General features: G+C 71.1%; 18 protein-coding genes, 1 tRNA gene and 1 other RNA gene. 15 read left to right on the top strand and 5 right to left on the bottom strand.

The window, feature by feature from the left end; translation table 11 throughout:
• Positions 1-103: 103 nt before the first annotated feature.
• Together AC59HU_RS05375 and AC59HU_RS05370 are read left to right on the top strand one after the other, a co-directional pair.
• Positions 104-541 (top strand): DUF3151 domain-containing protein, encoded by a 438-nt coding sequence (locus AC59HU_RS05375; RefSeq protein ID WP_497222329.1) that lies wholly within the window; start codon positions 104-106, stop codon positions 539-541.
• A gap of 103 nt (positions 542-644) precedes the next feature.
• On the top strand, positions 645-3,287 hold the full coding sequence (locus AC59HU_RS05370; RefSeq protein ID WP_497222328.1) for a LamG-like jellyroll fold domain-containing protein: 2,643 nt from the start codon (positions 645-647) through the stop codon (positions 3,285-3,287).
• A 121-nt stretch (positions 3,288-3,408) separates the two neighbouring features.
• Here AC59HU_RS05370 and AC59HU_RS05365 read toward each other — a convergent pair.
• Together AC59HU_RS05365 and AC59HU_RS05360 are read right to left on the bottom strand one after the other, a co-directional pair.
• Positions 3,409-3,496, bottom strand: a tRNA-Ser gene (locus AC59HU_RS05365).
• 90 nt (positions 3,497-3,586) lie between these two features.
• Entirely contained in the window at positions 3,587-4,240 is a 654-nt protein-coding gene (locus tag AC59HU_RS05360) for an SDR family oxidoreductase (RefSeq protein ID WP_497222327.1), read from the bottom strand.
• A gap of 70 nt (positions 4,241-4,310) precedes the next feature.
• Between AC59HU_RS05360 and ffs the strand changes: the two genes are divergently transcribed.
• From ffs to AC59HU_RS05345, 3 genes are all read left to right on the top strand, one after another.
• An RNA gene (gene ffs, locus AC59HU_RS05355) (signal recognition particle sRNA small type) lies at positions 4,311-4,407 on the top strand.
• Between the two features lie 72 nt (positions 4,408-4,479).
• Positions 4,480-6,741, top strand: a complete 2,262-nt coding sequence (gene pta / locus AC59HU_RS05350; protein WP_497222326.1) for a phosphate acetyltransferase — start codon at positions 4,480-4,482, stop codon at positions 6,739-6,741.
• Complete coding sequence (locus AC59HU_RS05345; protein WP_497222325.1) at positions 6,738-7,931, top strand: acetate/propionate family kinase; 1,194 nt, start codon at positions 6,738-6,740, stop codon at positions 7,929-7,931. Before pta ends, AC59HU_RS05345 begins: the two co-directional genes overlap by 4 nt.
• An 82-nt stretch (positions 7,932-8,013) precedes the next feature.
• Here AC59HU_RS05345 and AC59HU_RS05340 read toward each other — a convergent pair whose 3' ends face one another.
• Entirely contained in the window at positions 8,014-9,114 is a 1,101-nt protein-coding gene (locus tag AC59HU_RS05340; RefSeq protein ID WP_497222324.1) for a GNAT family acetyltransferase, read from the bottom strand.
• An 87-nt stretch (positions 9,115-9,201) separates the two neighbouring features.
• On the opposite strand from AC59HU_RS05340, the gene AC59HU_RS05335 reads away from it, so the two are divergent.
• From AC59HU_RS05335 to AC59HU_RS05290, 10 genes are all read left to right on the top strand, one after another.
• The gene (locus tag AC59HU_RS05335) at positions 9,202-9,675 is read left to right on the top strand and encodes a GNAT family N-acetyltransferase (RefSeq protein WP_497222323.1); all 474 of its coding nucleotides are present in this window, start codon (positions 9,202-9,204) and stop codon (positions 9,673-9,675) included.
• 529 nt (positions 9,676-10,204) lie between these two features.
• A complete protein-coding gene (locus AC59HU_RS05330) occupies positions 10,205-13,267 on the top strand; it encodes a DNA polymerase III subunit gamma and tau (RefSeq protein ID WP_497222322.1) in 3,063 nt (1,020 codons plus the stop codon).
• Positions 13,268-13,288: 21 nt separating this feature from the next.
• A complete protein-coding gene (gene recR, locus AC59HU_RS05325) occupies positions 13,289-13,888 on the top strand; it encodes a recombination mediator RecR (protein WP_497222321.1) in 600 nt (199 codons plus the stop codon).
• A gap of 39 nt (positions 13,889-13,927) precedes the next feature.
• Positions 13,928-15,775 (top strand): bifunctional 3'-5' exonuclease/DNA polymerase, encoded by a 1,848-nt coding sequence (locus tag AC59HU_RS05320; RefSeq protein WP_497222320.1) that lies wholly within the window; start codon positions 13,928-13,930, stop codon positions 15,773-15,775.
• Positions 15,776-15,909: 134 nt separating this feature from the next.
• A complete protein-coding gene (locus AC59HU_RS05315) occupies positions 15,910-17,178 on the top strand; it encodes an aspartate kinase (RefSeq protein ID WP_497222319.1) in 1,269 nt (422 codons plus the stop codon).
• Between the two features lie 81 nt (positions 17,179-17,259).
• The gene (locus tag AC59HU_RS05310) at positions 17,260-18,351 is read left to right on the top strand and encodes an aspartate-semialdehyde dehydrogenase (protein WP_497222318.1); all 1,092 of its coding nucleotides are present in this window, start codon (positions 17,260-17,262) and stop codon (positions 18,349-18,351) included.
• A gap of 36 nt (positions 18,352-18,387) precedes the next feature.
• Complete coding sequence (locus AC59HU_RS05305; RefSeq protein ID WP_497222317.1) at positions 18,388-19,143, top strand: SGNH/GDSL hydrolase family protein; 756 nt, start codon at positions 18,388-18,390, stop codon at positions 19,141-19,143.
• Between the two features lie 70 nt (positions 19,144-19,213).
• A complete protein-coding gene (locus tag AC59HU_RS05300; RefSeq protein WP_497222316.1) occupies positions 19,214-21,664 on the top strand; it encodes a putative bifunctional diguanylate cyclase/phosphodiesterase in 2,451 nt (816 codons plus the stop codon).
• Between the two features lie 55 nt (positions 21,665-21,719).
• On the top strand, positions 21,720-22,688 hold the full coding sequence (locus AC59HU_RS05295; protein ID WP_497222315.1) for a glycoside hydrolase family 6 protein: 969 nt from the start codon (positions 21,720-21,722) through the stop codon (positions 22,686-22,688).
• A gap of 145 nt (positions 22,689-22,833) precedes the next feature.
• Entirely contained in the window at positions 22,834-23,745 is a 912-nt protein-coding gene (locus tag AC59HU_RS05290; protein ID WP_497222314.1) for a response regulator transcription factor, read from the top strand.
• A 39-nt stretch (positions 23,746-23,784) separates the two neighbouring features.
• On the opposite strand, the gene AC59HU_RS05285 is transcribed toward AC59HU_RS05290, so the two are convergent.
• Both AC59HU_RS05285 and AC59HU_RS05280 read right to left on the bottom strand, forming a co-directional pair.
• On the bottom strand, positions 23,785-24,174 hold the full coding sequence (locus tag AC59HU_RS05285) for a hypothetical protein (protein WP_497222313.1): 390 nt from the start codon (positions 24,172-24,174) through the stop codon (positions 23,785-23,787).
• 23 nt (positions 24,175-24,197) lie between these two features.
• Positions 24,198-25,646 carry a glycosyltransferase family 2 protein gene (locus AC59HU_RS05280; RefSeq protein WP_497222312.1) on the bottom strand — a complete coding sequence of 483 codons (1,449 nt, stop codon included), beginning with the start codon at positions 25,644-25,646 and terminating at the stop codon, positions 24,198-24,200.
• Between the last annotated feature and the right edge of the window lie 102 nt (positions 25,647-25,748).

Below are 25,748 nucleotides of genomic sequence, written 5' to 3'. Positions count from 1 at the left end.
TTCAGAAGGTGCTGGCCTGACGCTCAGGCGCAGCATTTCCAGCTCGAATTCGAGAACGCCCCCCGCCGATCGGCGGGGGGCGTTTCCCGTTTAAGATCGGAGCATGAGCAACGCGAACCTCCTCGGCCTGCCCGAGACCCTTCTGCCCGAAGAGCCCGGCGTCGCCGACTCGCTGTCGCGCGCCATCGGCTACGACGTCGACGAGGTGCTGGAGCAGACGGTGAAGTCGTTCCCGACCTCGTCGCTGGCCTGGGCCACCCTGGCCGATCGCGCCTGGTACCGCGGCGAGCCCGTGCAGTCGTACGCCTACGCCCGCGTCGGCTACCACCGCGGCCTCGACGCGCTGCGACGCGCCGGCTGGAAGGGCCAGGGGCCCGTGCCGTGGTCGCACGAGCCGAACCGCGGCGTGCTGCTGTCGCTCTACATGCTGCGCCGCGCAGCCGAGGCCATCGGCGAGACCGGTGAGGTCGAGCGACTGACCGAGTTCCTCGACGGGGCCGACCCGCGGGCCGTCGAGGCGATCGAGTCCGGCGTGCGGTAGACACCTGTCCGTTAACCTCCGTCCGAGATCGTTCACCCTCGGACGGGGGCCAGTTCGTCTGGTGTCCAGAAGCCGGTCGACGCCCTCGCCGAGCGTGGAGGGCGTGAAACGACTTCTCTCCACCATCCCAGCCGCCGCGCTGGCGGGGTGCCTGGCGGCCGGGGCGCTCGTCGCCGCGGCTCCGGCGTCCGCCGCCCCGGTCGCGCCCGCACTCGCTCCCGCGCTCGCCGCCGCTTCTGCTGCCGTCCCTGCCGCTCCCGCCGCTGCTCCGGCCGCCGCCGATCAGGGCGAAGCCTCGCGCTTCACCCTCGCGGTGCTGCCCGACACCCAGTTCTACTCGCGCTACTCCTCCGACCAGTTCCTGCCGCGCTACGGCGACGACCCGTTCTCGGTGCAGACCGAGTGGCTGGCGAAGAACGCCGACGCGCTGCAGATCCCCTTCGTCACGCACCTCGGCGACATCGTCGACCGGGTCGGCGTCGACCGGGAGTGGGTCGCGGCCGACAACGCGATCAAGAACCTCGACGACGCGAAGCTGCCCTACTCGATCCTCGCCGGCAACCACGACGTGCGCGACAGCAACGACCACCTCTACGACGACCAGTACGACCTGCCCAACGAGCCGTTCCTGAAGTGGTTCGGCCCGAACCGCGCCGCGAACGTCAGCACCTTCGAGGGCAGCGACCCGACCGGGTTCAACCAGTTCCACATCTTCGAGGCCGACGGCCAGCAGTACATGGTGCTCGCGCTCTCCTGGCGCGCCTCGGATGCGACGCTGAAGTGGGCGTCCGACGTGATGGCCGCGCATCCGACCGTGCCCGTCATCCTCACCACCCACCAGGTCATCGACATCGACCCCGACGGGGAGTCGCCGCGCGAGACCGACTACGGGCTGCGGCTCTGGGACGGGCTGATCAAGAACCACGACCAGATCTTCCTCACCCTGAACGGGCACTTCCACGGCTCGTCGCGCCTGACGAAGACCAACGACTTCGGTCACGCGGTCACCGAGGTCGTCATCGACTACCAGATGGCCTACGAGGGCGGCGACGGCTACCTCGGTCTCTACGAGTTCGACCTGACGCACGACGTGATCAACGTCCAGACCGCGTCGCCCTGGGTCACCTGGAAGCCGCAGGACGCCCTCACCAGCTACGACCAGCCCTTCCTCGAGGGCTCGCAGCAGCAGTTCACGGTGCCGATCGACTTCTCCGAGCGCTTCAAGGGCTTCGATCCTACGTTCGCGGCCGGCCCCGCCGACTCGACCTCGCTCTCGCAGAAGGCCCGCGACATCCTGCTCGACGGGTTCGAGGGCCCCGACCCGATCACCACGGAGTTCCCGGGCGCGCCTGCCGACTACCCCGAGGTCGACGGCACGCTCGCGCACTGGCAGTTCAACGGGCTCGACGGGGTCGTCGGTACCGACGTGACGATCCCCGACGTCGCGACCTCGATCTCCGGGGCCGCGCCGGGCGCGAACGACCTGCACCGGGCCGACCCCGCGACGACGAACTCGGTGGGCACCGAGCTCGCCGACGTGACGGTCGAGTCGGACGACGTGCACGGCTACTCGGCCGACCAGGCCGGCGTCTGCTTCGCCGACTCGAGCGGCTCGCGGTACAGCTACCTGACGACGGATGCGGATGCGCCGGTCAACAACGCCGACTTCTCGAAGGGCTACACGATCGAGACCTTCGTGAAGATGTCGCCCGAGTGGGAGGCCTCGGCGAACGGCTGGTCGAAGTTCCTGGTGCACACGGGCAACCGGTCGAAGATCGACGGCTTCGCCGAGACCCAGTGGGACTGGACCGCGTCCCCCTCCGCGCTCGGCATCTCGAACCTGCGCGAGTTCCAGTGGACCGCCGTCCCCGGCGACCCGACCAAGGGCGACAAGACCAACTGGTCGGGCGAGATCATGGTCGACTCCTGGGCGCACGTGGCCGTGGTCGGCGACGCGATCGCCGGCACCATCACGATGTATGTCGACGGTGCACCCGTGCTCCGCAACGCGGTCGACGCCGCCGGGCTCGCGGCCAACCCCGACATGCCCTGGATCATCGGCGCCGACTGGGTCGACGACGCGGCCCGCAACGGCTGGAACGGCTGCGTGGGCGAGACCCGCATCATCGATCACCCGACCGGCCCGGCCGAGTGGCTCACCTCGCGTGCCGACCTCACCGGCTTCACGGTGACGGACGCCCCGTCGGGCGAGCTGGCCGCGGGTTCGAAGGTCACCACGCTCACCGGCACCGGGCTCCCCGGCGCCTCGGTGCAGATCGAGGGCGGCGCCGTGACGCTGGCGGCCGAGTCGGCCCGGACCGAGTCGAACGCGCACCTCACGGCGATGGAGACCTCGGCGGTCGTGGGGGAGGACGGAACCTGGTCGTACTCATTCCCGTCGACGCTGACCGCGGCGGGGTCGTACTCCTACTCGGCGGCCCAGGCGCTCGGTACCCGGAGCTCGGAGCCCGTGACGGTCGCGTTCTCGATCGCCGCTGCGGCGGGGGATCCGGCGCCGACCGCGACGCCGACGCCCGCTCCGACCGCGGGTCAGCCGGGGTCGGGGTCGACGACCGCGCCCGCCGGGTCGGCCTCGGCGCCTGCCGGTGCCGGCACCGGGAGCCTCGCGGCCACGGGCTTCGCGCCGATGATCGGCCTCTCGGCCGGGATGCTGGTGCTGCTGGCCGGTGGCGTGCTGCTGCTCGTGCTGCGCACCCGCGCCCGCCGCATCCGCTCGGACAACTAGCCACCCAACGCGAAAGGCCCCGGTTCCTCGAACCGGGGCCTTTTGCCGTTCTTGACACTTGTGCGGAGAATGGGGGATTCGAACCCCGGCTGGGGGCTCGTGCGCGCACCCAACACGCGTCTGGCGGAGAATGGGGGATTCGAACCCCCGAGGGCTTGCACCCAACACGCTTTCCAAGCGTGCGCCATAGGCCACTAGGCGAATTCTCCTGGAGCATCATTCCCGCGAGCGGGCGATGACCAAGAAGCATCCTACCTGGTCATCGCGCCCGATCACGATTCGGCCGTCGAGAGCCCCGATCAGAGCGCGCGCAGCGCCTCGGCGATCGGCGTCGGCCCCGAGATGGCCTCGAACTGCCGGTGCACGCCTTCGCCCGTGGTCAGGAGCTGCGTGATGATCCAGGCGACATCGGCGCGCGGGATTGATCCGCGGCCGGTCTCCTCGGCGAGCGTGACCGACCCGGTCGCGGCGTCGTCGGTCAGGCCACCGGGGCGCACGATCGTCCAGTCGAGCTCGGTGGCCCGCACCGCGGCATCCGCTTCGCTCTTGGCGCGCAGGTAGACCTGGAAGACGTCGTCGCCGTCGGGGTCGAAGGAGTCGGCCCCCATCGATGACACGAGCACGTAGCGATTGGCCCCGGCGCGCCAGGCGGCGTCGGCCAGCAGGATGGCGCCGTCGCGGTCGACGGTGAGCTTGCGCTCGGCCGAGCTCCCCGGCCCGGCGCCCGCGGCGAACACGACCGCGTCGATCTCGCGGGAGGAGAGTTCGGCGGCCAGCCCCTCCGAGTCGGACTGCTCGAGGTCGAGCACGAGGGCCTTGCCGCCCACCTCCTCGATGTCGGCGGAGTGCTTCGGGTTGCGGACGATGCCCCAGACCTCGTGGCCGGATGCGGTGAGCAGCTTGGTGGTGAGCAGGGCGATCTGCCCGTGCCCACCTGCGATGGCGATCTTCATCTCCCCAGTCAACGCCTCGCGCCCGACATCCTCAAGGCGCGAGCGCCCGATCGGAGTTGCTACACTGGTCGACGGCTCCCCGTGTGGCGCCATCCAGGCCAACTCCCCCAGGACGGAAACGTAGCAAGGGTAACCGGGCTCTGGCGGGTGCGCGGGGAGTCCTTCTCGTTAACGGGCGGTTCCAGGCCTGCTCACCGGGCCCCGGCCTAGGATTGGAGCGGACGACCGAAGAGGATTCCGTGACACCAGTCGACAACATCCCTGCCCCCGCTCCCGCACAGCCCACCGGCGTGAAGAGCATCTACATCACGAGCGCCGAAGGTCATTCGGGCAAGTCCACCATCGCCCTCGGCGTGCTGGAGATGCTCCGCCGCTCGGTGCAGCGGGTCGGCGTCTTCCGGCCCGTGGCGCGGTCGGTCAGCTCGCGCGACTACGTGCTCGAACTGCTCCTGGACCACGACGGCAGCGACCTCGACTACGAGCAGGCCATCGGCGTCACCTACGACGACGTGCACCAGGATCCGGAGCGGGCCCTGTCGCGGATCGTCGAGCGCTACAAGGCGGTGGAGCGGGAGTGCGACGCCGTCGTCATCCTCGGTTCGGACTACACCGACGTCGGCAGCCCCACCGAGCTCGGCTTCAACGCCCGCATCGCCGCCAACCTCGGCGCCCCGGTGCTGCTCGTGCTCGGCGGCCGTCGCGGCCAGGGCTCGGATGAACTGCTCGGCCACACCGAGCCGCGCTCGGCCGACGAGATGCGCCAGATCACCGAGCTCGCCTTGGTCGAGCTGCGGAACGCGCACGCGACCCTGGTCGGTATCATCGCGAACCGCTCCGACCCCGGGCACCTGGAGAAGATCCGCGACGCGATCGGGGTCGCCGCCCGCGACGCCGCCGACGGCCTGGCCGCATCCGCCGCCGGTGCCGGTGCGGGTGCCGGTGCCGGTGCCACCGACACGGCCACCGGCACCATTCCCGTGCAGCCCCGCCGCATCCCGGTCTGGGCCATCCCGGAGGACCGCGTGCTGGTCGCCCCGAGCGTGGGCAGCATCGTCGAGTCGATCGACGGCACGCTGGTGCTCGGCGACCCGCGCCTGCTCGCCCGCGAGGCGCTCGGCGTGGTCGTCGCCGCGATGTCCATGCGCAACGTGCTGCCCCGGCTCACCGAGGGGGCCGTGGTGGTGATCCCGGGAGACCGGGCCGAACTCCTGCTGGCCGTGCTGATGGCGAATGCGTCGGGGACCTTCCCGTCGCTTGCCGGCATCATCCTGAACGGCGGCTTCGAGGTGCCCGAGCCGGTGATGCGCCTGATCCAGGGCCTCGACCCCAAGATCCCGATCATCTCGACCGAGCTCGGCACCTACGAGACGGCCGTGCGCATCACCTCGACCCGCGGCCGGCTCGCCGCCGACTCGCAGGTGAAGTACGACAACGCGCTCGGCCTGTTCGAGCAGTACGTCGACGGCACGCAGCTTCTCGAGCTGCTCGACGTGTCGAAGTCCGACGTCGTCACCCCGCTGATGTTCGAGTACGGGCTGCTGGATCGCGCGCGCTCGGCCGCCCGGCACATCGTGCTGCCCGAGGGCGGCGACGACCGCATCCTCCGCGCCGCGAGCACGGTGCTGAAGCGTCAGGTCGCCCGGCTGACGATCCTGGGCGACGAGGAGGAGGTGCGCGGCCGCGCCTCCGAGCTCGGCCTCGACATCGACGGCGCCGCCGTGGTCAGCCCCTTCGACGCGGTGCTGCGGGCCCGGTTCGCCGAGGAGTACCAGAAGCTCCGCGCCCACAAGGGCATCACCTACGACATGGCCTTCGACACCGTCGCCGACGTCTCGTACTTCGGCACGATGATGGTGCAGCTCGGCCTGGCCGACGGGATGGTGTCGGGTGCGGCCCACACGACCGCCCACACCATCCGGCCCGCGTTCGAGATCATCAAGACCCGGCCCGAGGTCTCCGTGGTGTCGAGCGTGTTCCTGATGGCGCTCGCCGACCGGGTGCTGGTCTACGGCGACTGCGCGGTCGTGCCCGACCCGACGAGCGAGCAGCTGGCCGACATCGCGGTGTCCTCCTCCGAGACGGCGTCGCAGTTCGGCATCGATCCCCGGGTCGCGATGCTGTCGTACTCGACCGGGTCCTCGGGCTCCGGCGCCGACGTCGAGAAGGTGCGCGAGGCCACCGCGCTCGTGCGCACGGCTCGGCCCGACCTGCTGGTCGAGGGTCCGATCCAGTACGACGCGGCGACGGATGCGGTGGTCGCCGCCGCGAAGATGCCGGGCTCCAAGGTGGCCGGCCGCGCGACGGTCTTCATCTTCCCCGACCTCAACACGGGCAACAACACCTACAAGGCGGTCCAGCGCAGCGCCGGAGCGGTCGCCATCGGCCCCGTGCTGCAGGGGCTGCGGAAGCCGATCAACGACCTGTCCCGAGGAGCGCTCGTGCCCGACATCGTGAACACCATCGCCATCACGGCCATCCAGGCGGAGGGGCTGTCGGCATGAGCGCCATCCTCGTCGTCAACTCCGGCTCGTCGTCGTTCAAGTACCAGGTGATCGAGATGGAGGGCGAGGAGGTGCTCGCCTCGGGGCTGGTCGAACGGATCGGCGAGGAGTCCGGTCACACCCGCCACACGACGCCCGACGGCACCTGGGAGAGCACCCGCCCGATCGCCGACCACACAGCAGGGTTCGGAGCGATGCTCGACGCGTTCGCGGAGCACGGACCGTCGTTCGACGAGCATCCGCTGGTCGCCGTCGGCCACCGGGTCGTGCACGGCGGCAAGCGGTTCCACGAGGCGACGATCGTGACGCCCCTGGTGAAGATCAACATCGAAGACCTGAGCGAGCTCGCGCCGTTGCACAACCCCGCGAACCTCGCCGGGATCGACGCCGCCGAGAAGGCATTCCCGTCGGTGCCGCAGGTCGCCGTGTTCGACACGGCGTTCCACCAGACCCTGGCGCCGGCGGCCTACACCTACGCGATCGACGCGGCGCTCGCCGAGAAGCAGCGGGTGCGGCGGTACGGCTTCCACGGCACCTCGCACAAGTACGTGGCGGGCGCGACCGCGGAGTTCCTCGGCAAGCCGCTCTCCTCGCTGAAGATGATCATCCTGCACCTGGGCAACGGCGCCTCGATGTGCGCGGTCGACGGCGGGCGCTCGGTCGAGACCTCGATGGGCATGACGCCGCTCGAGGGGCTGGTGATGGGCACGCGGTCGGGCGACCTGGATCCGGCGGTGCTGTTCCACCTGCACCGGAAGACCGACATGTCGTTCGGCGACCTCGACGAGCTGCTGAACCGGCGCAGTGGGCTGCTCGGGCTCTCGGGCCACGGCGACATGCGCGACGTGCAGACGGCCGCGGCCGACGGCGACGAGGCGGCGCAGCTCGCGCTCGACGTGTACCTGCACCGCATCCGCGGCTACATCGGGCAGTACTACGCCCAGCTCGGGCACCTCGACGCCGTCGTCTTCACGGCGGGCGTGGGCGAGAACAACCCGCTCGTGCGCGCGGGTGCGGTGGCGGGGCTCGCCGAGCTCGGGATCGAGGTGGATGCGGAGCTCAACGCGTCGTCCGACCGCGGGGCGCGGGTGATCTCGCCGGCGTCGGCGCGGGTCACGGCGCTGGTGGTGCCGACGGATGAGGAGCTCGAGATCGCGCGGCAGTCGCTGGAGGCGGTGGGTCGGGGGTAGAAGGGGTCGGGCGGCTGGCTGTTACCGGGTCGGCCGGTTCGGGCGGCATTGGCGTGCGGCGGGTCGGGGTCGGGCGGTCGGGTCAGTCGGCGTCGGGGATTAGGCGCTTGCCGAAGCTCACCGCCGCGTCGCGTTCGTAGCCGAGGGCGCGGTAGAACGCCATCACGCCCTCGTTGCCCTCGCGGATCTGCAGGTTGAGCTTCGGGCAGCCCCGTCGGGTCAGCTCGGTCTCGACGACCTGCATCAGGGTGCGGGCGTGGCCTTCTCCGCGGTGGGCGGGGTCGACGGCCAGGTAGTTGACCCAGCCGCGGTGCCCGTCGTAGCCGGCCATCACGGTCGCGACGACCCGTGCATCCGGGGTCTCGCCGACGAGGAAGAGCTCGGGCTGCACCGTGAGCTTGCGGGCGATGTCTTTGCGGGGATCGTTCCACGGGCGGGTGAGTCCGGCGGCGGCCCAGAGGGCGACGACGGAGTCGTGGTCGGTGGGGCGGAGGGGGCGGATCCTCAGTCCGTCGGACGCGGAGGGCTCCGTCGGTGCCGGCGGGGTCTGGCCGGCGTCCGGGCTGGCATCCGGGCCGGCGCTGGCGGGGCCGGGGGCGGCGTCGAGGGCGCGGTGGAGCGCATCCGTCATAGCGCGGCGCTGGGCATCGGGGGAGTAGGTCTCGGGGTCGGCGGCACTCAGGGAGTTCATGCCCTCGGCCAGCGCGGTGAGCGCCACGGCCTCCTGGCGGGCCCGGGCCTCGGGCCAGGCGGGGCGGGCGGCGGTGAGGAGGCGGGTGATCCGGGCGACGAAGCGGCGGTTGCCGGTGGTGTGGCGCTCGGCGAGGGCCGGGTCGGCGAGGGATGCGGCGAGGTAGCTCACCCAGACGCGGGCCTCGTCGGCGCTCTGCGAGTCGACCGACATCGCGTTCTGCAGCACCGCGTGCAGGGCCGTCTCGGGGTCGGCGGCGGAGTGCTCGGCCGCATCCGCCCGCTCGCCCGTGCGCTTGTGGAGCAGGTCGCGGGCGTGGAGGAGGAGCGCCTCCTTCGTGGGGAAGGCGTGCATCACCAGGCCGGTCGTGCAGCCGGCGCGCTCGGCGACGGCGCGGATGGTGAGTCCGGGCAGGCCGCGCTCGGTCAGCACCGCCCAGGTCGCTTCGGAGAGCCGGCGCTGCTGCTCGGGGAGGTCGCGGGTGCGGGGCATGGGCTGAGTTCTCCTCCGGTGTCGGACGGGTGATGCGTTTGATATCGTAACAACTGTTCCTGAAAGATTCTGCGAGGAGAGCCTGCCATGACCCGATCCGTCCTGCCCGTCGTCGTCGCCCGGGAGCCGTTCGACTCGGCCGACGCATCCGCTCTTCGCGCCGCGCAGCGGGTCGAGCTGGATGCGCGGTACGGCAGCGACGACCACGAGCCGGGCGCGGTGCCGACGGCGGCGTCGGTGCCGGTGTTCCTGGTCGCGCGCACGGCCGAGGGCGAGGCGGTCGGCTGCGGCGGACTCCGGCCGCTCGAGGGCGGCGGGGCCGAGATCAAGCGGATGTACGTAGCGCCGGCCGCGCGCGGGCGCGGTGTGTCGACCGCGATCCTCCGTGCGATCGAGGACGAGGCCCGGGCCATGGGCCTCGACCGCCTCGTGCTCGAGACCGGCACCGGCCAGCCCGACGCCGTGCGCTTCTACGAGCGCGAGGGTTACACCCCCATCCCCGCCTTCGGCCCCTACGTCGGCTCCCCCCTCTCCCTCTGCTACGCGAAGGAGTTGGGCTAGCTGCCGGGACGGGCGTGCTCCGCGCGCCCGTCCCGGGTCGCGCCGGTCCCTGCCCGGCGCGACGCGGCATGTTCGCGTGCGGTCGCTTCGCGGCCGCGCGCTCACCCTGGGTCGTCGGGCGCGGCCCGCGGCCTCGCCGCGGCGTCCGCCCACCGTGGGGCCGGGGGAGCCCCTGGGCCCCGTGACCCGCTCCAAGGCCCCCGACCCGTCACTAGTTGTCGCTATCCAGGCCGTTTAGCGACGACAACTGACGGATCGCGGACAGTCGGTAGGGCGCGCACGCTGACGCCGCGAGAGACGAGGCAGCGCGAGGCAGAGCCGCAGGCCGCGCTCGTCGACCCAAGGTGAGCGCGCGGCCGCGGCAGCGACCGCACGCGAACATGCCGCGCTGCGCCGGGCAGGGACCGGCGCAGCCGCCGGGAGCCGCGCGCAGCACGGCCCCCGGCGCGAAAGGACAGCCCCGGCGCAGAGGACAGCCCCGCGCAGAGGCACAGCCCCAGTGTCGGTGGCCGCAGGTAGTCTTGGGTCCGTGGTCACCGCCCTGTATCGCCGCTATCGGCCTGAGACGTTCGCCGAGATGATCGGACAGTCGCAGGTGACCGATCCGCTCATGACGGCGCTGCGCACGAACCGGGTCAATCACGCCTATCTGTTCAGCGGCCCGCGCGGCTGCGGCAAGACGACCTCGGCCCGCATCCTGGCCCGTTGCCTCAACTGTGCCGAGGGTCCGACCGACACCCCCTGCGGCGTCTGCCCGAGCTGCGTCGAGCTGGGGCGCGACGGCCCGGGCTCGCTCGACGTGGTCGAGATCGACGCCGCGAGCCACAACGGTGTCGACGACGCCCGCGACCTGCGCGAGCGCGCCGTGTTCGCACCGGCCCGCGACCGCTTCAAGATCTTCATCCTCGACGAGGCGCACATGGTCACGCCGCAGGGCTTCAACGCCCTGCTCAAGATCGTCGAAGAGCCGCCGGAGCACATCAAGTTCATCTTCGCGACGACCGAGCCCGACAAGGTGATCGGCACCATCCGCTCGCGCACCCACCACTACCCGTTCCGCCTCATCCCGCCGGCGCAGCTGCTCGAGTACGTGCAGCACCTCTGCGAGACCGAGGGGGTCGAGGTGGCTCCCGGCGTGCTCCCGCTCGTGGTGCGGGCGGGCGGCGGTTCGGCGCGCGACACGCTGTCGCTGCTCGACCAGCTGATCGCGGGATCCGAGCACAACCGTGTCGAGTACGAGCGGGCCGTCGCGCTCCTCGGCTACACGCACGGCGCCCTGCTCTCCGAGGCCATCGACGCGCTCGGCGCGCACGACGGCGCGGCGGTCTTCGACGCGGTCGACCGCGTCATCCAGACGGGGCAGGATCCGAGGCGCTTCGTCGAAGACCTCCTCGAGCGGCTCCGCGACATCATCGTCGTCGCGGCGACCCGCGAGCAGGCGTCCTCCGTGCTGCGCGGTGTGCCCGCCGACGAGATCGAGGTCATGCGCCGCCAGGCCGCCCTGTTCGGGCACGCCGAGCTGTCGCGGGTGGCCGACATCGTCAACACGGCGCTTTCCGAGATGACGGGCGCCACCTCACCGCGACTGCACCTCGAACTGATGGTGGCGCGCGCGCTCGTTCCCGCTTCCGACGACACGCAGCGCGGGGCCCTCGCACGCGTCGAGCGCCTCGAGCGGCGCATCGGCGTCGATTCGCCGGATGCGGGGGTCGCGTCGTTCGCGGCCGTCGAGGCGGGCTCGGCCTTGGGTTCGGCTTCTTCCTCGTCTTCTGCTGGGGGCGCCTCCACCTCCGCTGGTTCATCGACCGATCGGTCCGAGTCGTCCGGAGCGACGGGCGGCCCCGGTCGTGTCGCGACCACGGCTGTCGGAACCGCAGCGACTCCCGGCTCACCGGCCGCGACCGCGCCTTCGATCTCCGCCCCGGCTGAACAGGCCGGGGGTACGTCGAGCTCGGCCACCGGCGGGGTCGGCGCAGGCGGAGCATCCGGCGACAGCGGGTCTCGTAGCGGCGGAGCCGGCGGCACTGCGCCCGCCGGCGGCACTGGGTCCGACGGTGCCAGCGCGTCCGGCGCATCCGGCATCGCCACACCCGACGTGGTGGCCGTGCCTGCATCGGCAGTGCCTGTCGCGCCGCCGCTGGGCAGCGACTCGGCACCGGCCGCCGCGGCTGCAGCCGCGGGCGAGGTGACGCTCCAGCAGTTGAAGGATGCGTGGCCCGAGATCCTCGAGGCCGTGCAGAAGGCGAAGATGACGGCGTGGCTCGTCGTCTTCACCGCCCAGGTGCGGGCGCTCGACGGCGACGTGCTGACCTTGGCGTTCCCGAGCGAGAACGACGTGGCGAGCTTCAAGGAGCGTTCGGCGCCCGGGCAGGGCGTCAGCGAATTCCTCCGCCAGGCGATCCTCGACGTGCTCGGCCTCCGGGTGAAGTACATCGCCCGGGTCGACACCACTCTGCGCCCCCACGACCCCGACACCCCGGATGCGCGCCCCGCGGCCCCCGCGCCCGGAACCGACGCCCAGACCTCAGGTGCCAACGCGCCGAGCGCACCGGCCTCGGGTGCCAACGCGCCGAGCGTATCGGCCTCGGGCGCCAGCGTGCCCGTCGCATCGACGGCAGGGGCCAGTGCGTCTGCTGCCCCGGGTGCCGCTCAGCCCGAACCCGCACCGGTCGCGCCGCGGCGCCCGCCGGTGGACGCGTCCGGTTGGGCCGTGCCCGGCCTCGCGACCGAACCCCAGACCCCGGCCGCCGGGCCGGCCGCCCCGAGCACCTCGCCCGGCCCGGATGGGGCGACTGCGCCCGCCGGAAGAGCCGCCGACCAGGGCGGAGCGGATGCGAAGAGCTCCGGGTCGTCCGCCGCTCAGGTGCAGGCTCCTCCGGTGCGACAGGAGCGAAGGAACGCCCCGGCGGGCCCGACGAACGCCCCGGCGGGCCAGACGAACGCCCCGGCGGGCCAGACGAACGCGCCGGCGAGCCCGACGAGCGCGCCGGCGAGCGCAACGGCCGCACCGGCCGCGACCCGGGCGAACGAGGCTGGTGGCACCAAGGCTCCTGGTGGCACCAAGGCTCCCGGTGCCGCCAAAGCCGCAGCGGCTCCGACGACGTCGTGGGACGTCGTGGCCATCCCCACCTCCTCGGGCGACGACGACGACGTGCCGCTGGCCGACGAACCGATGCCCAGCGACGAGCCCGACCTGCCCGCCGACCGCGCCGAGTCGTTCCCGTCGTCCAATTCGATCCCGACGACCAGTTCGAGCCGAAACGACTCCACGATCGCCGCCGACCCCACGCGGGCTCCCGAGACGACCGGCGACGGTGCGCGGGCCGGCTCTGCGGCGGGCCGCCCACCGGCCGCCGGACCCGCCGGCTCCGCCACGGGCCGCACCCCCGGCGGCGACCCCGCCGCACGCCCCGGCGCGCTCCGGTTCGAGGCTCAGCCGGAGGCCGCGGGCTCACCGGCCCCGCAGTCGGCACCCCGAACCCCCGCGGCCACGCAGGCCGGCGGCCGGCTGCGGTACGGCGAGGCAGTGGTGCGCGAGATCCTCGGCGCGAACTTCATCGAAGAGCAGCCGCTCCCGGGCCGTGACGGCTAGCGGGAGCAGGAACGTAGAGACATGTACGAAGGAATCGTCCAGGAACTGATCGACGAGCTCGGCCGCCTGCCCGGAATCGGGCCGAAGTCGGCGCAGCGCATCGCGTTCCACATCGTCCAGACCGAGTCGTTCGACGTCTCGCGCCTGGCCGAGATCCTCACCGACGTGCGCGAGAAGGTGCACTTCTGCCAGATCTGCGGCAACGTCTCCGAGCAGGAGACCTGCGGCATCTGCCGCGACCCCCGCCGTGCGCAGAACCTGATCTGCGTGGTCGAAGAGGCGAAAGACGTCGTGGCGATCGAACGCACCCGCGAGTTCCGTGGCCTGTACCACGTGCTCGGCGGAGCCATCAGCCCGATCGACGGCATCGGGCCCGACAACCTGCGCATCCGCGAGCTGATGCAGCGTCTGGCCGACGGCACCGTCACCGAGGTCATCATCGCCACCGACCCCAACCTCGAAGGCGAAGCCACCGCCACCTACCTCTCGCGGCTGCTGACCACGCTCGAGATCCGCGTCACCCGCCTCGCCTCCGGCCTCCCCGTCGGCGGCGACCTCGAGTACGCCGACGAGGTCACCCTCGGCCGCGCCTTCGAAGGCCGCCGACTCGTCGAGAGCTGACGTGCCTAACCCGCAGCCCTGCCCCGGCACCGCCGCTAGATGAATCCGTTCATCGTCGTCTCGGCGACCCCGGGCGGCGCGCTCCTCGAGCGCGTGGATGAACGGGGCGCGCCCGCGGGCGACGACGGCCCCCAGGCCTGTCGGCTTGACCAGCTGGCAGAGGCGGTCGCCCTGCTCGAACGCACCGAACGACCGCGCTGGGTCTGGGGCGACACGACCCGGTGGTACCCCGGCCTGCTCGCCGCCGGCGTGCGGATTGAACGCTGCGTCGACCTGCGCCTCGCCCACGCCATCCTCCGCTCCTCCGAGCTGACGGCCGCCTCCGAACTCGCGACGGCACCCGCCTCCGAGTGGGACGCGATGCCGGCCATCGGCAACCCGGGCGGCCCCGTGCACCCCGGCACCCCGGGCCATCCGGGAGGCGTCGGAGCCCCGGACAGCGTGCTCGACGTGGTCACGCATCGCCGCACCCACGACACCGCGCTGTTCGACGACGACCTCGTCGAGACAGCATCCGGGCCGCACGCCTCGGCCGGCCCGGCATCCGGCCCGCAATCTGGTCCGCCATCCGGCCGGCCCCGGATCACCGAGGCCGAGGAGTTTCGCCGCCAGCGCGCCGCCATCGACGGCGCCACCGACCCGAGCCGGATCGCCCTGCTGGTCGCCGCGGAGTCGGCCGGCAGCCTCGCCGCCGCCGAGATGGAGCACGTCGGCCTGCCGTGGAGCGCCGTCGAGCACGACCGCATCCTCACCGCACTGATGGGCCCCCGCCCCACCGGTCAGGAGCGCCCGGCGCGCCTGGCCGAGCTGCTCGACCGCATCCGCGACGCGCTCGGCGACCCCACCGCCAACCCCGACTCCCCGGTTGAGCTGCTCAAGTCGCTGCGTCGCGCCGGCATCGACGCCCGCAGCACCCGCTCCTGGGAGCTCAAGGAGCTCCGGCATTCCGCCATCGCCCCGCTGCTGGACTACAAGAAGCTCAGCCGCCTGCTCACGGCCAACGGCTGGAACTGGCTCGACACCTGGGTGCGCGACGGCCGCTTCCATCCGCACTACCTCCCCGGCGGGGTCGTGACCGGCCGGTGGGCGGCCGAGGGCGGCGGCGCGCTCCAGCTGCCCAAGCAGGTGCGCGGCGCCGTGCGGGCCGACCCGGGCTGGACCTTCGTGGTCGCCGACGCCGCCCAGCTCGAGCCCCGCGTGCTCGCCGCCCTGGCGGGCGACCGCGCCATGGCCGCCGCGGGCCGCGGCCGCGACCTCTACGACGGCATCGTCGCCTCCGGTGCGGTCGACACCCGGGCCCACGCCAAGCTCGGGATGCTCGGCGCCATGTACGGCGGCACTGCCGGCGAGAGCGGCCGCATGCTCCCGCGCCTGGCCCGGGCCTATCCGGCCGCCATCGCCTTCGTCGAGTCGGCGGCCCGCACCGGCGAGGCCGGCAACCTCGTGAGCACGCGTCTCGGCCGTACCTCGCCTCGGCCCGGCGACGACTGGCTCGACGTGCAGGACACCGCCCGCGCCGACGGCGCCACGGATGCGCAGCGCAGCCGGGCGCGCTCGGCCGCGCGATCCTGGGGCCGGTTCACCCGCAACTTCGTGGTGCAGGGCACCGCCGCCGAGTGGGCGCTGTGCTGGCTCGCCTCGCTGCGCACCCGGCTCTGGACCCTGGGCGCGACGACCGCACCGAACGAACCCCTCGAGCACCGCCCGCACCTGGCCTTCTTCCTCCACGACGAAGTCGTCGTCCACACCCCGATGGCGCACGCGGAGGCCGTCGCCGACGCGCTCCGCGAGGCCGCCGGCGAGGCCGGCCGTCTCATCTTCGGCGACGCCCCGGTCGAGTTCCCGATCACGGTCGCGACGGTCGACAGCTACGACCAGGCCAAATAGCGGCGGCACCCGAATCCCCGAGCCCCCCGGATGCCCGCGAGAGAGCCAGAGGCCCGCGATATAGTGGGCAGTCGGGTCGCCAGACCTCGTCCCCAGCGCCCTCCCGCGGGCGCCATCCCTCCAGGAGTGTCCACGTGAGCTTGATCGTGCAGAAGTTCGGCGGCTCCTCCGTCGCCGACGCGGAGAGCATCAAGAGGGTCGCCAAGCGCATCGTCGAGACCCGCAAGGCGGGCAACGAGGTCGTCGTCGCCGTCTCGGCGATGGGCGACACCACCGACGACCTGCTCGACCTCGCGCACGCGGTCGCCCCCATCCCGGCCCCCCGCGAGATGGACATGCTGCTCAGCGCCGGCGAGCGCATCTCGATGGCCCTGCTCGCCATGGCGATCGAGTCGCTCGGCCACGACGCCCGCTCGTTCACCGGCAGCCAGGCCGGCATGATCACGGATGCACGCCACGGCGCCGCCCGCATCGTCGACGTCACCCCGGTGCGGCTCCGCGAGGCGCTGGATGACGGGGCGATCGTGATCGTCGCCGGTTTCCAGGGCTTCAACCGCGACACGAAGGACATCACGACCCTCGGCCGCGGCGGCTCCGACACCACCGCGGTCGCCCTCGCCGCCGCGCTGGACGCGGACATCTGCGAGATCTACACCGACGTCGACGGCATCTTCACCGCCGACCCCCGGGTGGTGCCGAAGGCCTCGAAGATCGACCGCATCACGAGCGAGGAGATGCTCGAGCTCGCGGCCAGCGGGGCGAAGGTGCTCTACATCCGTGCCGTCGAGTACGCGCGCCGGCACGGTGTCACCCTGCACGTGCGCTCGAGCTTCAACAACAACGAGGGCACCATCGTCTACAACCCCAGTGAAACGGAGCCCGCAGTGGAAGAGCCCATGATCGCCGGTGTCGCCACCGACCTGAGCGAAGCGAAGATCACCGTCGTCGGCGTCCCCGACATCCCGGGCAAGGCCGCTCAGATCTTCACCATCGTGGCCAAGACCGGCGCGAACATCGACATGATCGTGCAGAACGTCTCGGCGGCGAGCACCGGGCTCACCGACATCTCGTTCACGCTGCCCAAGAGCGAGGGTCAGCTCGTGCTCACGGCGCTCCGCGCCGAGCAGGAGGAGAGCGGCTTCAAGGCGCTGCAGTACGACGACCAGATCGGCAAGCTCGCCCTGGTCGGCGCCGGGATGCGAACGAACGCCGGGGTCTCGGCGAAGCTGTTCACCGCGCTGTTCGACGCCGGCATCAACATCGAGATGATCTCGACCTCCGAGATCCGCATCTCGGTCGTCACCCGCGCCGACACCATCAACGACGCCCTCCGCGTCGTGCACACCGCCTTCGGCCTCGACGGGGACGAGGATGCCGTGGTGCACGCCGGTACGGGTCGCTGACGCGCTCGAGAAGTCACTTATCGTTCTAAAATCGCCAGGGAAGCACGGAAAGTGACTTCTCGGCGAGGAAATGGGTACACCGTGGGCAAGGCTCTCAACGTCGGCGTCGTGGGCGCCACCGGTCAGGTTGGCAAGGTCATGCGCCGCCTCCTCGAGGAGCGCGAGTTCCCGATCGCGTCGATCCGGTTCTTCGCGACCGCGCGCTCGGCCGGCACCGTGCTCCCGTTCAAGGGCGAGGACATCGTGGTCGAAGACGTCGAGACGGCCGACCCGAGCGGCCTCGACATCGCCCTGTTCTCGGCCGGCGCCACCGGCTCCCGCGCCCAGGCCCCGCGTTTCGCGGCGGCCGGCGTCACGGTGATCGACAACTCCAGCGCCTGGCGGATGGACCCGGATGTGCCGCTGGTCGTCTCCGAGGTCAACCCGCACGCCATCGCCGAGGCCCGCAAGGGGATCATCGCGAACCCCAACTGCACCACCATGGCGGCGATGCCCGTGCTCAAGGTGCTGCACCAGGAGGCCGGCCTCGAACGCCTCATCGTCAGCACCTACCAAGCGGTCTCGGGCTCCGGTCTCGCCGGCGCCGAGGAGCTCGCGAACCAGGCGATCGCGGCGACCGCCGACCCCGAGGCCCTGCTGAACCTCGTGCACGACGGCCACGCCGTCGAGTTCCCGGCTCCGGTCAAGTACGTGGCCCCGATCGCGTTCGACGTGATCCCGCTGGCCGGCTCGATCGTCGACGACGGCGACCTCGAGACCGACGAGGAGAAGAAGCTGCGCAACGAGAGCCGCAAGATCCTCGAGCTGCCCGAACTGCTGGTCGCGGGCACCTGCGTGCGCGTGCCGGTCTTCACCGGGCACTCCCTCTCGATCAACGCCGAGTTCGCCTCGGACATCACCCCCGAGCGCGCGCAGGAGCTCCTCGCGAGTGCCCCCGGCGTGCAGCTTGCCGACGTGCCCACGCCGCTCACCGCGGCGGGCACCGACCCGAGCTACGTGGGGCGCATCCGTCAAGACCAGAGCGCGCCGGGCAAGCGCGGCCTCGTGCTGTTCATCAGCAACGACAACCTGCGGAAGGGCGCCGCGCTGAACGCGGTGCAGATCGCCGAGGTCATCGCCGAGTCCGCCGAGTCCACGGAGTCCGCCGAGTCGACCTCCGAGTCCGCGGCCTGACCCAATCCGTTCCGGCCGCCGCCACGAACACGCAGCGTGCGTGACTCCCGACGACTCGTGATCCTGGCCGCCGGCTTCGTGGCGGTCGTGATGCTCGCCCTGTTCGCGGTCTCCGCCGTGTCCGGCCGCGCCGGCGGCAGCACCGGCAGCGACGACGCCGGCACAGCCAGTGCGACCTCCGGCAGCACCGCCACCGACTCCCCGAGCCCCGCCACCGGCGGCCCCCGCGTCGCCTTCTACGGCGACTCGTACACCCTCGGTACCGGAGCATCCGACCCCGCGAAACGCTGGTCGACCGTCATCTCCGCCGAGCGCGGCTGGGACGAGTTCAACCCGAGCGTCAACGGCCTCGGCTTCGTCAACAACCGCAGCAGCACCCCGCCCGACTACGGGCCGGACGACGAGGTGCCGCTGGTCATCGCCGACGACCCCGACATCCTCTTCATCACGATGGGGTTGAACGACAACTTCTCGATGCCCGAGCGCGCCGACGAGATCCAGGATGCGATCAGCACCGACCTGCGCACGCTGAAGGACGCCCTCCCCGAGACCCGCATCCTGGTCGTCGAACCGTTCTGGTACACCGACGACCGCCCCGACTCGGTCGAGACCGTCATCGGCTGGGTGCGCGCCGCCGCCGAGGAGATCGGCGCCGACTGGATCCCGGGCGCCTCGCACTGGATCGAAGGGCACCCGGAGTGGATGGCGGCGGACGGCCTGCATCCCAACGACCAGGGCTACGCCGAGATGGCGACGAGGATGGATGCCGAGCTCGATCGCCTCGGTCTCTGACCGGAGCCCCCGGGAGAGCTAAACTCCAGGCATGGAGGAGCTTCCCGCACGCCGAGAGCCTCCTGTCGCGATGCCCTGGTTCCTGATCGCCGTCGCCGTGGCGACCGTGACCGCGGGCGTGGTCGCCGGCATCGCGGATCCGCCGCCGAGCTGGCTCAGCTGCGTCGTCTTCCTGATCAGCGTGGCCGTCACCGCGGTCTACGAGCTCCCCACGGGGCGTGCGGCCGGTCTGCCCGCCCTGGGCGTCGCCAACACGCTGCTCGTGGTCGGCACACTGGGGGCCAACCCGGTGCTCGACGTGGGGCTGTGGACGCTGGCGTTCTTCGTCTCCAAGCTCCTCAGCACCCGGTCCGTCTGGCGCTCCTTCCAGTGGACGGGGGTGGCCGCCCTCGGCGCCTTCGCCTCCGTGGCCTCCTCACGCGCGCTGATCGACCTGGGCCTGTTCCCGCTCCTCGCGGTGCCGGTGGGTGTGGCCGCCTACCTGGTGGTGGCGCTCGCTCTCGACTTCGTGCTCGACCGCGGGCGCTGGAACGTCGACCACTCCGTCGGGGTGAACGGTCTGAGCCCCTGGCGGATCGGCTTCATCTTCGTGCTCGGCTCGGTCGTCGCCATGGCGCTGTACGCGGCCAGTTCCGGCCTGATGCGCATCGTGGACGGCCCGGAGGAGCAGCTCCTCCTCGCCCGCTCCACGGTTCCGCTGCTGGTGGTCGCGCTGGTGTTCTACGGTGCGGCCAAGCGCGGCCAGACCCGCAGCAGCGAGCGCCGCCTGAGCGGAGTGGTCGAGGCGGCGCGGGCCCTGCCGTGGGATGCGGCCGACGACCCCAAGCAGATCATGGTCGAGTTCGCCCGGCGCGCGGTCGACGCCACCGATTTCGAGGTGCGCCGCACCCCGCCCGGCCGCAACGAGATCGGCACCCGCTTCGCCGCGATCGACGGCACGGATCCTCAGCTCGACGCCGGCCCCCTGGCCGCCGAGGAGGACGGTGTCTCCAGCGAGCACCAGCAGGATGCGGTCGAGCCGCCGGAGTACCTCGTCGCCAGTCGCAAGAACGGCGGGGCGCCCTTCACCGCCGACGACGAACTGGCGCTGGACGCGATCGGTCACATCGCCTCCGAGAACGCCCGCGTCCGCGGCGCCTACGACACGCTGCTCGACCGGGTCGACCGCGACTCGCTGACCGGGCTGCCCAACTACAACGCCTTCCAGCGTTCGCTCGCGCGCCTGAACGAGGATCGCAGCTACGCCTCCGGCATCGCCGTGCTCTTCATCGACCTCGACCAGTTCAAGCGACTGAACGACTCCGAGGGCCACCACGTCGGCGACGAGGTTCTCTCGATCGTGGCCGGCCGGCTGCGCGCCTCGGTCAGGCCGCATGACTTCGTGGCCCGGGTCGGCGGCGACGAGTTCGTGATCATCCTGACCAAGCTGCAGTCGCTGGCGGAGTCGAAGGCGGTCGCCGACCACATCATCGCGAACGTGGGGGTGCCGGCCACCATCGGCGGGCGCGAGTACCGACCGCTGGTCAGTGTGGGCCTGGCGTACTCGGGGCACCAGGAGACCGATCCGCAGTCGATCGTGGTCGACGCCGACCACAGCATGCTCGCGATCAAGAAGTCGCGCCGGCAGGGCGGCCCGTCGTTCGAGTCGAGCATCGGCATCTCGCCGCACCGGTCGAGCCGCATCAACGAGATCGTGGCGAAGGCGATCGACGACGGCGTGCTGAACGTCGTCTACCAGCCGATCGTCAACACGGTCGAGGACAAGATCTGGGCCTTCGAATCCCTGGTGCGCTACACGCATCCCGAGCTCGGCCGCATCTCGACCTCGTCGCTGATCGAGAAGGCGAAGGGGCTGGGCCGGATGGACCTGCTCACCAAGCAGGTCATCGCCGCGTCGCTCAAGTCGGCCCGCGAGTTCCGCAAGGTCGTCCCCGGCATCACGGTGATGACGATCAACCTCGAGGTCGAGCAGATCCGTGACGAGCACGTGGGCGCCTTCCTCAAGGAGATCGTGCCCCAGTACCCCGACGTCTCGCTCTGCCTCGAGCTCAACGAGCGGTCGACGAAGGACATCGACGACGACCTCCGCGCGCAGGCCGAGCACTTCCGCCAGCTCGGCATGCTGATCGCCCTCGACGACTACGGCTCCGAGGCGTCCAGCGTCGGCGCGCTCGTGCGCATCCCGATGGACATCCTGAAGATCGACCGTTCGCTCGTCGACAACCTCGACGACACCCGTCAGCGCGAGGTCGTGCGTGCCCTGCAGGGCTTCGGCGACGCCTTCGACTACTCCACGGTCGTCGAGGGCATCGAGACGCAGGATGCGGTCGACGTGCTCGTCGGCATTGGCGTGCGTCACGCGCAGGGCTTCTTCTACGGCCGGCCCGTCCCCTTCGCGCAGACGATGTCCCGGCTGAAGGCCTACGGCGCCGCCGGGACGGTGGGGCGCCCGGCCCCGGCCCCGGCCGCGGTCTCCGCCCCGCCCGTCAGCGAATCGGCGACGGCGACGGCCACGGGATAGAGTTGGGCCACGTCCGATCGGGGAGGGCCAACCGTTGTCCAATGTGCTGCCACGCGTGGGTCTCTGGGTCGCGATCGTCGCCATCGTCGGCGTGCTGGCGACCCTCGTGATCGGTGTCGGATCGATCTTCTCGGCCGGCGGTGTTGCCTCGGACAACCCCTTCGCGAGCCGCAGACTCTTCGCCGACCCGGGCTCCAAGGCGGCGGTGGCGGCGAAGGCGGCGACCGACTCCGGAGACACCGCCGACGCGGAGACCTTCGGTCGCATCGCCGCCGTGCCGACCGCCGTCTGGCTGGTGCCGGAGGAGCACCCCACGGGTGAGGTCGGCGACTACGCGAAGGGCCTCGTGACCGAGGCCGCGAAGCTCGGCCAGGCGCCCGTGTTCACGGTGTACGGCATCCCGAACCGCGACTGCGGCGGCCAGTCCACCGGCGGCCTCTCGGCCGAGGAGTACCCGGTCTGGGTCCAGGAGATCGCGACCGCGCTCGCCGGCAGCGAAGCCGTCGTCATCCTCGAACCCGACGCCCTGGCGCTCGCGAACGAGTGCAAGAACGTGGATGAGCGCCTGAGCGAGGTGAGCGGCTCGGTCGACGCTCTCGTCGGCGCCAACCTCGTCGTCTACATCGACGCCGGGCACTCCAACTGGGGTCCGGCCGCCGAGATGGCCGATCTGCTGAACAAGGCCGGCGTCAGCCGGGCGCGCGGCTTCTCGACCAACGTCTCGAACTACAACTCCACCGATCGCGAGCAGTACTACGCGAACGAGATCTCCTCGCTCACCGGCGGCGCCCACTACGTCATCGACACCGGCCGCAACGGCAACGGGTCGACGGGGGAGTGGTGCAACCCTCCGGGCCGCGCCCTGGGGGCGACGCCGTCGCCGACGAAGTCCGGCTCGGCCCAGGACGCGAACCTGTGGATCAAGCCGCCGGGTGAGAGCGACGGCACCTGCAACGGCGGCCCGGTCGCCGGCCAATGGTGGGATGCAAATGCCCGCGAGCTGGCGGCGGACGCCGGCTTCTAGAGCGGCAGCCCGCGCGCAGGACCCTCCGGCCGGTCATTGCTCACAATGGCGAGAGTCGGGATTCCCTCCTCGGATTCACCCATCAGTTCCGTGATCCGTTGATACGATCAAGGCGATGGACGCTAATGGGGAACGACGAGTCGCGGTGATCATCGAGGATGACGCCGACATCCGCCACCTTCTGGAGACGGTGCTGACGCAGGCCGGGTTCGAGGTCATCGCCACCGGCAACGGGCTCGACGGGGTGCAGGCGGTTCGCGCCTACGACCCCACGGTCACCACCCTCGACGTCAGCATGCCCGGCATCGACGGGTTCGAGGCGGCTAAGCGCATCCGCACCTTCAGCAACACCTACCTGGTGATGCTGACGGCTCGCGACGAGGAGATCGACACCCTGCAGGGCCTGGAGGCCGGGGCCGACGACTACCTCACCAAGCCGTTCCGGCCGCGCGAGCTCCGCGCCCGCGTCGAGGCCATGATGCGCCGCCCGCGCCAAGTGCTCGCCGGCGACGGCTCCGGCCCGGTCGCTCCCGTGGCCCCGCAGCCCGTGGCCCCCGTCTACGCGGCTCCCGCGGCCGCCGCTCCCGTCTATGCCGCCCCGGCGCCCGTCGCCGCGGCCCCGGTGGCCGCCCCCGTGGCCGCCCCGATGGCCGACGCCCCCGCGCCGGTCGAGGCGCAGCCCGCCGCCGCCCAGACCGGCCCCAAGAGCTACGACCGGGAGGACGGCTGGCTCGAGCACAACGGCCTGCACGTCAACTCCGAGATGCGCCTGGCCGAGAAGGACGGAACGACCATCGACCTCACCCGCAGCGAGTTCGATCTGCTGAACGCGCTGATGGAGAGCCAGCGCCGGGTGCGCAGCAAGGCCGACCTGGCGCTGCTGCTCCGCGGCGAGAGCTATGTCACCGCGCACTTCGTGAGCGAGGCCGACAAGCGCGCCATCGAGGTGCACATGGCCAACCTGCGCCGCAAGCTCGCCGACTCGATCACCACCCCGCGCTGGATCGAGACCGTGCGCGGCGTCGGCTACCGGCTCGCCGCCTCCGACAACGACTGACCTCGTCGCGCGGAAGGACCGGCCGGTCGTCGGCCTCGGCTAGGCCCGCTCGTCGGCGAACAGGGTGACGGGATCGCCCGCGTCGGCACCCGGCCGGGTCTCCCTCCGGAGGGCCTCCAGGCGCACCAGCAGCTCGCGGCAGGTGTTCGCCCCCACCTCGTGCAGGCGGGCCAGGTGCGCGAGGCTGCCCTGCAGGTCGAAGGCCTTGACGGCCGAATGCACCATGCCGGCGATGGCCTCCAGGGGCCACGCGCCGAGCATGGTGCTGCTGCTGCGGATGCTCAGGAGCACCACGTCCGCATCTTCGAAGTCGTGGTTGCCGAGCGCTTTCATCAACCTCTGGGATCGGGTCTCCCAGAGGTTGATGAAGTCGTGCACGAACCGGCCGCGCCCTTCCTCGTCCCCGATGGTGCTGAGGAGGGAGGACATGACGCCGGGTTCGACGTAAACCGTCAAACCTTGTACCCCCGGTAGCGACGCAGGACCTTCACGAACATCCCGAGCGTCTGCAGGATCGTGATGATGCCGAGCACGGGCCAGCCGATCCAGAGGATGGTGGACTGCACGAAGGGATCGAGCTGGAACCAGACCAGCACGAGGACGGCGACGGCGAGCACGAGGATGACCAGCGGCACGAGGTAGCCGTTGCCGCGGCCGCGCTCGGCCTTCGCCTGGGCGGCCCAGTTGTCGGTCTGCTTGCGGCTGAGGAACTTGGTCCACGCCCGGAGGAAGTGACCGATCCGCACCCACATGTAGATCTCGGCGGGGAACAGCGCCAGGGCGAAGAACAGGTCTCGGCCGTTGCGGTTCTTCATCGACATCGCGGTGCGGAAGTTCAGCAGGATGGCGACGACCGGGGGGACCAGCCAGATCGGCGAGAACACGAACGCGCTGATCGACAGCGAGCCCATGAGCAGCAGCACGAACAGGATGCGGGTGACGACGTTGGTGAGCATCGAGAAGTTCTCGAGCCAGCGGAGTCGGAGGTTCGGGTGGAACGGCTGACCCTTGGTGTCGCCGCGCTGTCCGGGCCACATCAGCTCGATCGCACCGAAGTTCCACTTCACCTGCTGCGCGTCGAGGCCGCGGAGGGTGGTCATGCCGCCTACGTCGGCGCGGGACTGCGCGGAGATCTTGGTGAGGTAGCCGGCGCTCTTGATCTGCAGCGACAGCAGCGAGTCCTCGACCTCGGAGTCTTTCACCCACGGGGTGTTCTGGTGGTTCTCGACCATGATCTGGCGCAGCGCCTTGGTCGAGAAGATCGAGAACTGACCGCCGAGCACCGCCATGTTGCGGCCGCGCAGCATGTTCTGCATGTTGAACGCGGCGAACTGGAAGCGCTGGCCGGTGATCAGGAACTTCGCGATGAAGCCCTTGATCGGCTGGTCGTCGATCGAGAAGATCGCCGAGATGCCGCCGATGCGGGAGTCGGAGGTGATCTCCTCGGCGAGCCGCTCGACCGCGTCGGGGGCCGCCGTGGTGTCGCCGTCGACGCCGAGGAGGAAGTCGCAGCCCTCGACCAGCTGGTAGCCGTAGTTGAGGGCGCCGACCTTCTTGTCCTTGTTCTTGCCGATGTCGTGCACGTAGACCTCGGTGAACTGCTCGACGCCGTCGACCTCCTTGAGGTGCGGGCCGGCGTACTGCGCCGCGATCTTGACCGTGTCGTCCGTGGTGTTGTTGACGACCACGTGGATGACGTCGGGCAGGCGGGTCTGCGCGAGCAGCGACTCGAGCACCTCGCCGATCGACTCCGCCTCGTTGTACGCGGGGATGATGCAGCCGATCGTGGGCCGGTACGACGGAAGCGACTCGACCGACTCGATGAAGTCGTTCTGGAAGTCGTCGTGCTCGTCTCCGAGATCGGTGCGATCCGTGACGTACGGGTTGATGCTCTCTGCCATGCGATAAGTCTCCGTCACCGGGCCAAGGGTTCGATTGCGAATACGCCAGGGTCGCGTCAGGATCAGCTTAAGATTGGATCAGGGTCAGAAGCGAGAGGAAAT

Source organism: Herbiconiux sp. 320_LB (assembly GCF_059691755.1).
This window is presented reverse-complemented; position numbering and strand designations above follow the sequence as displayed.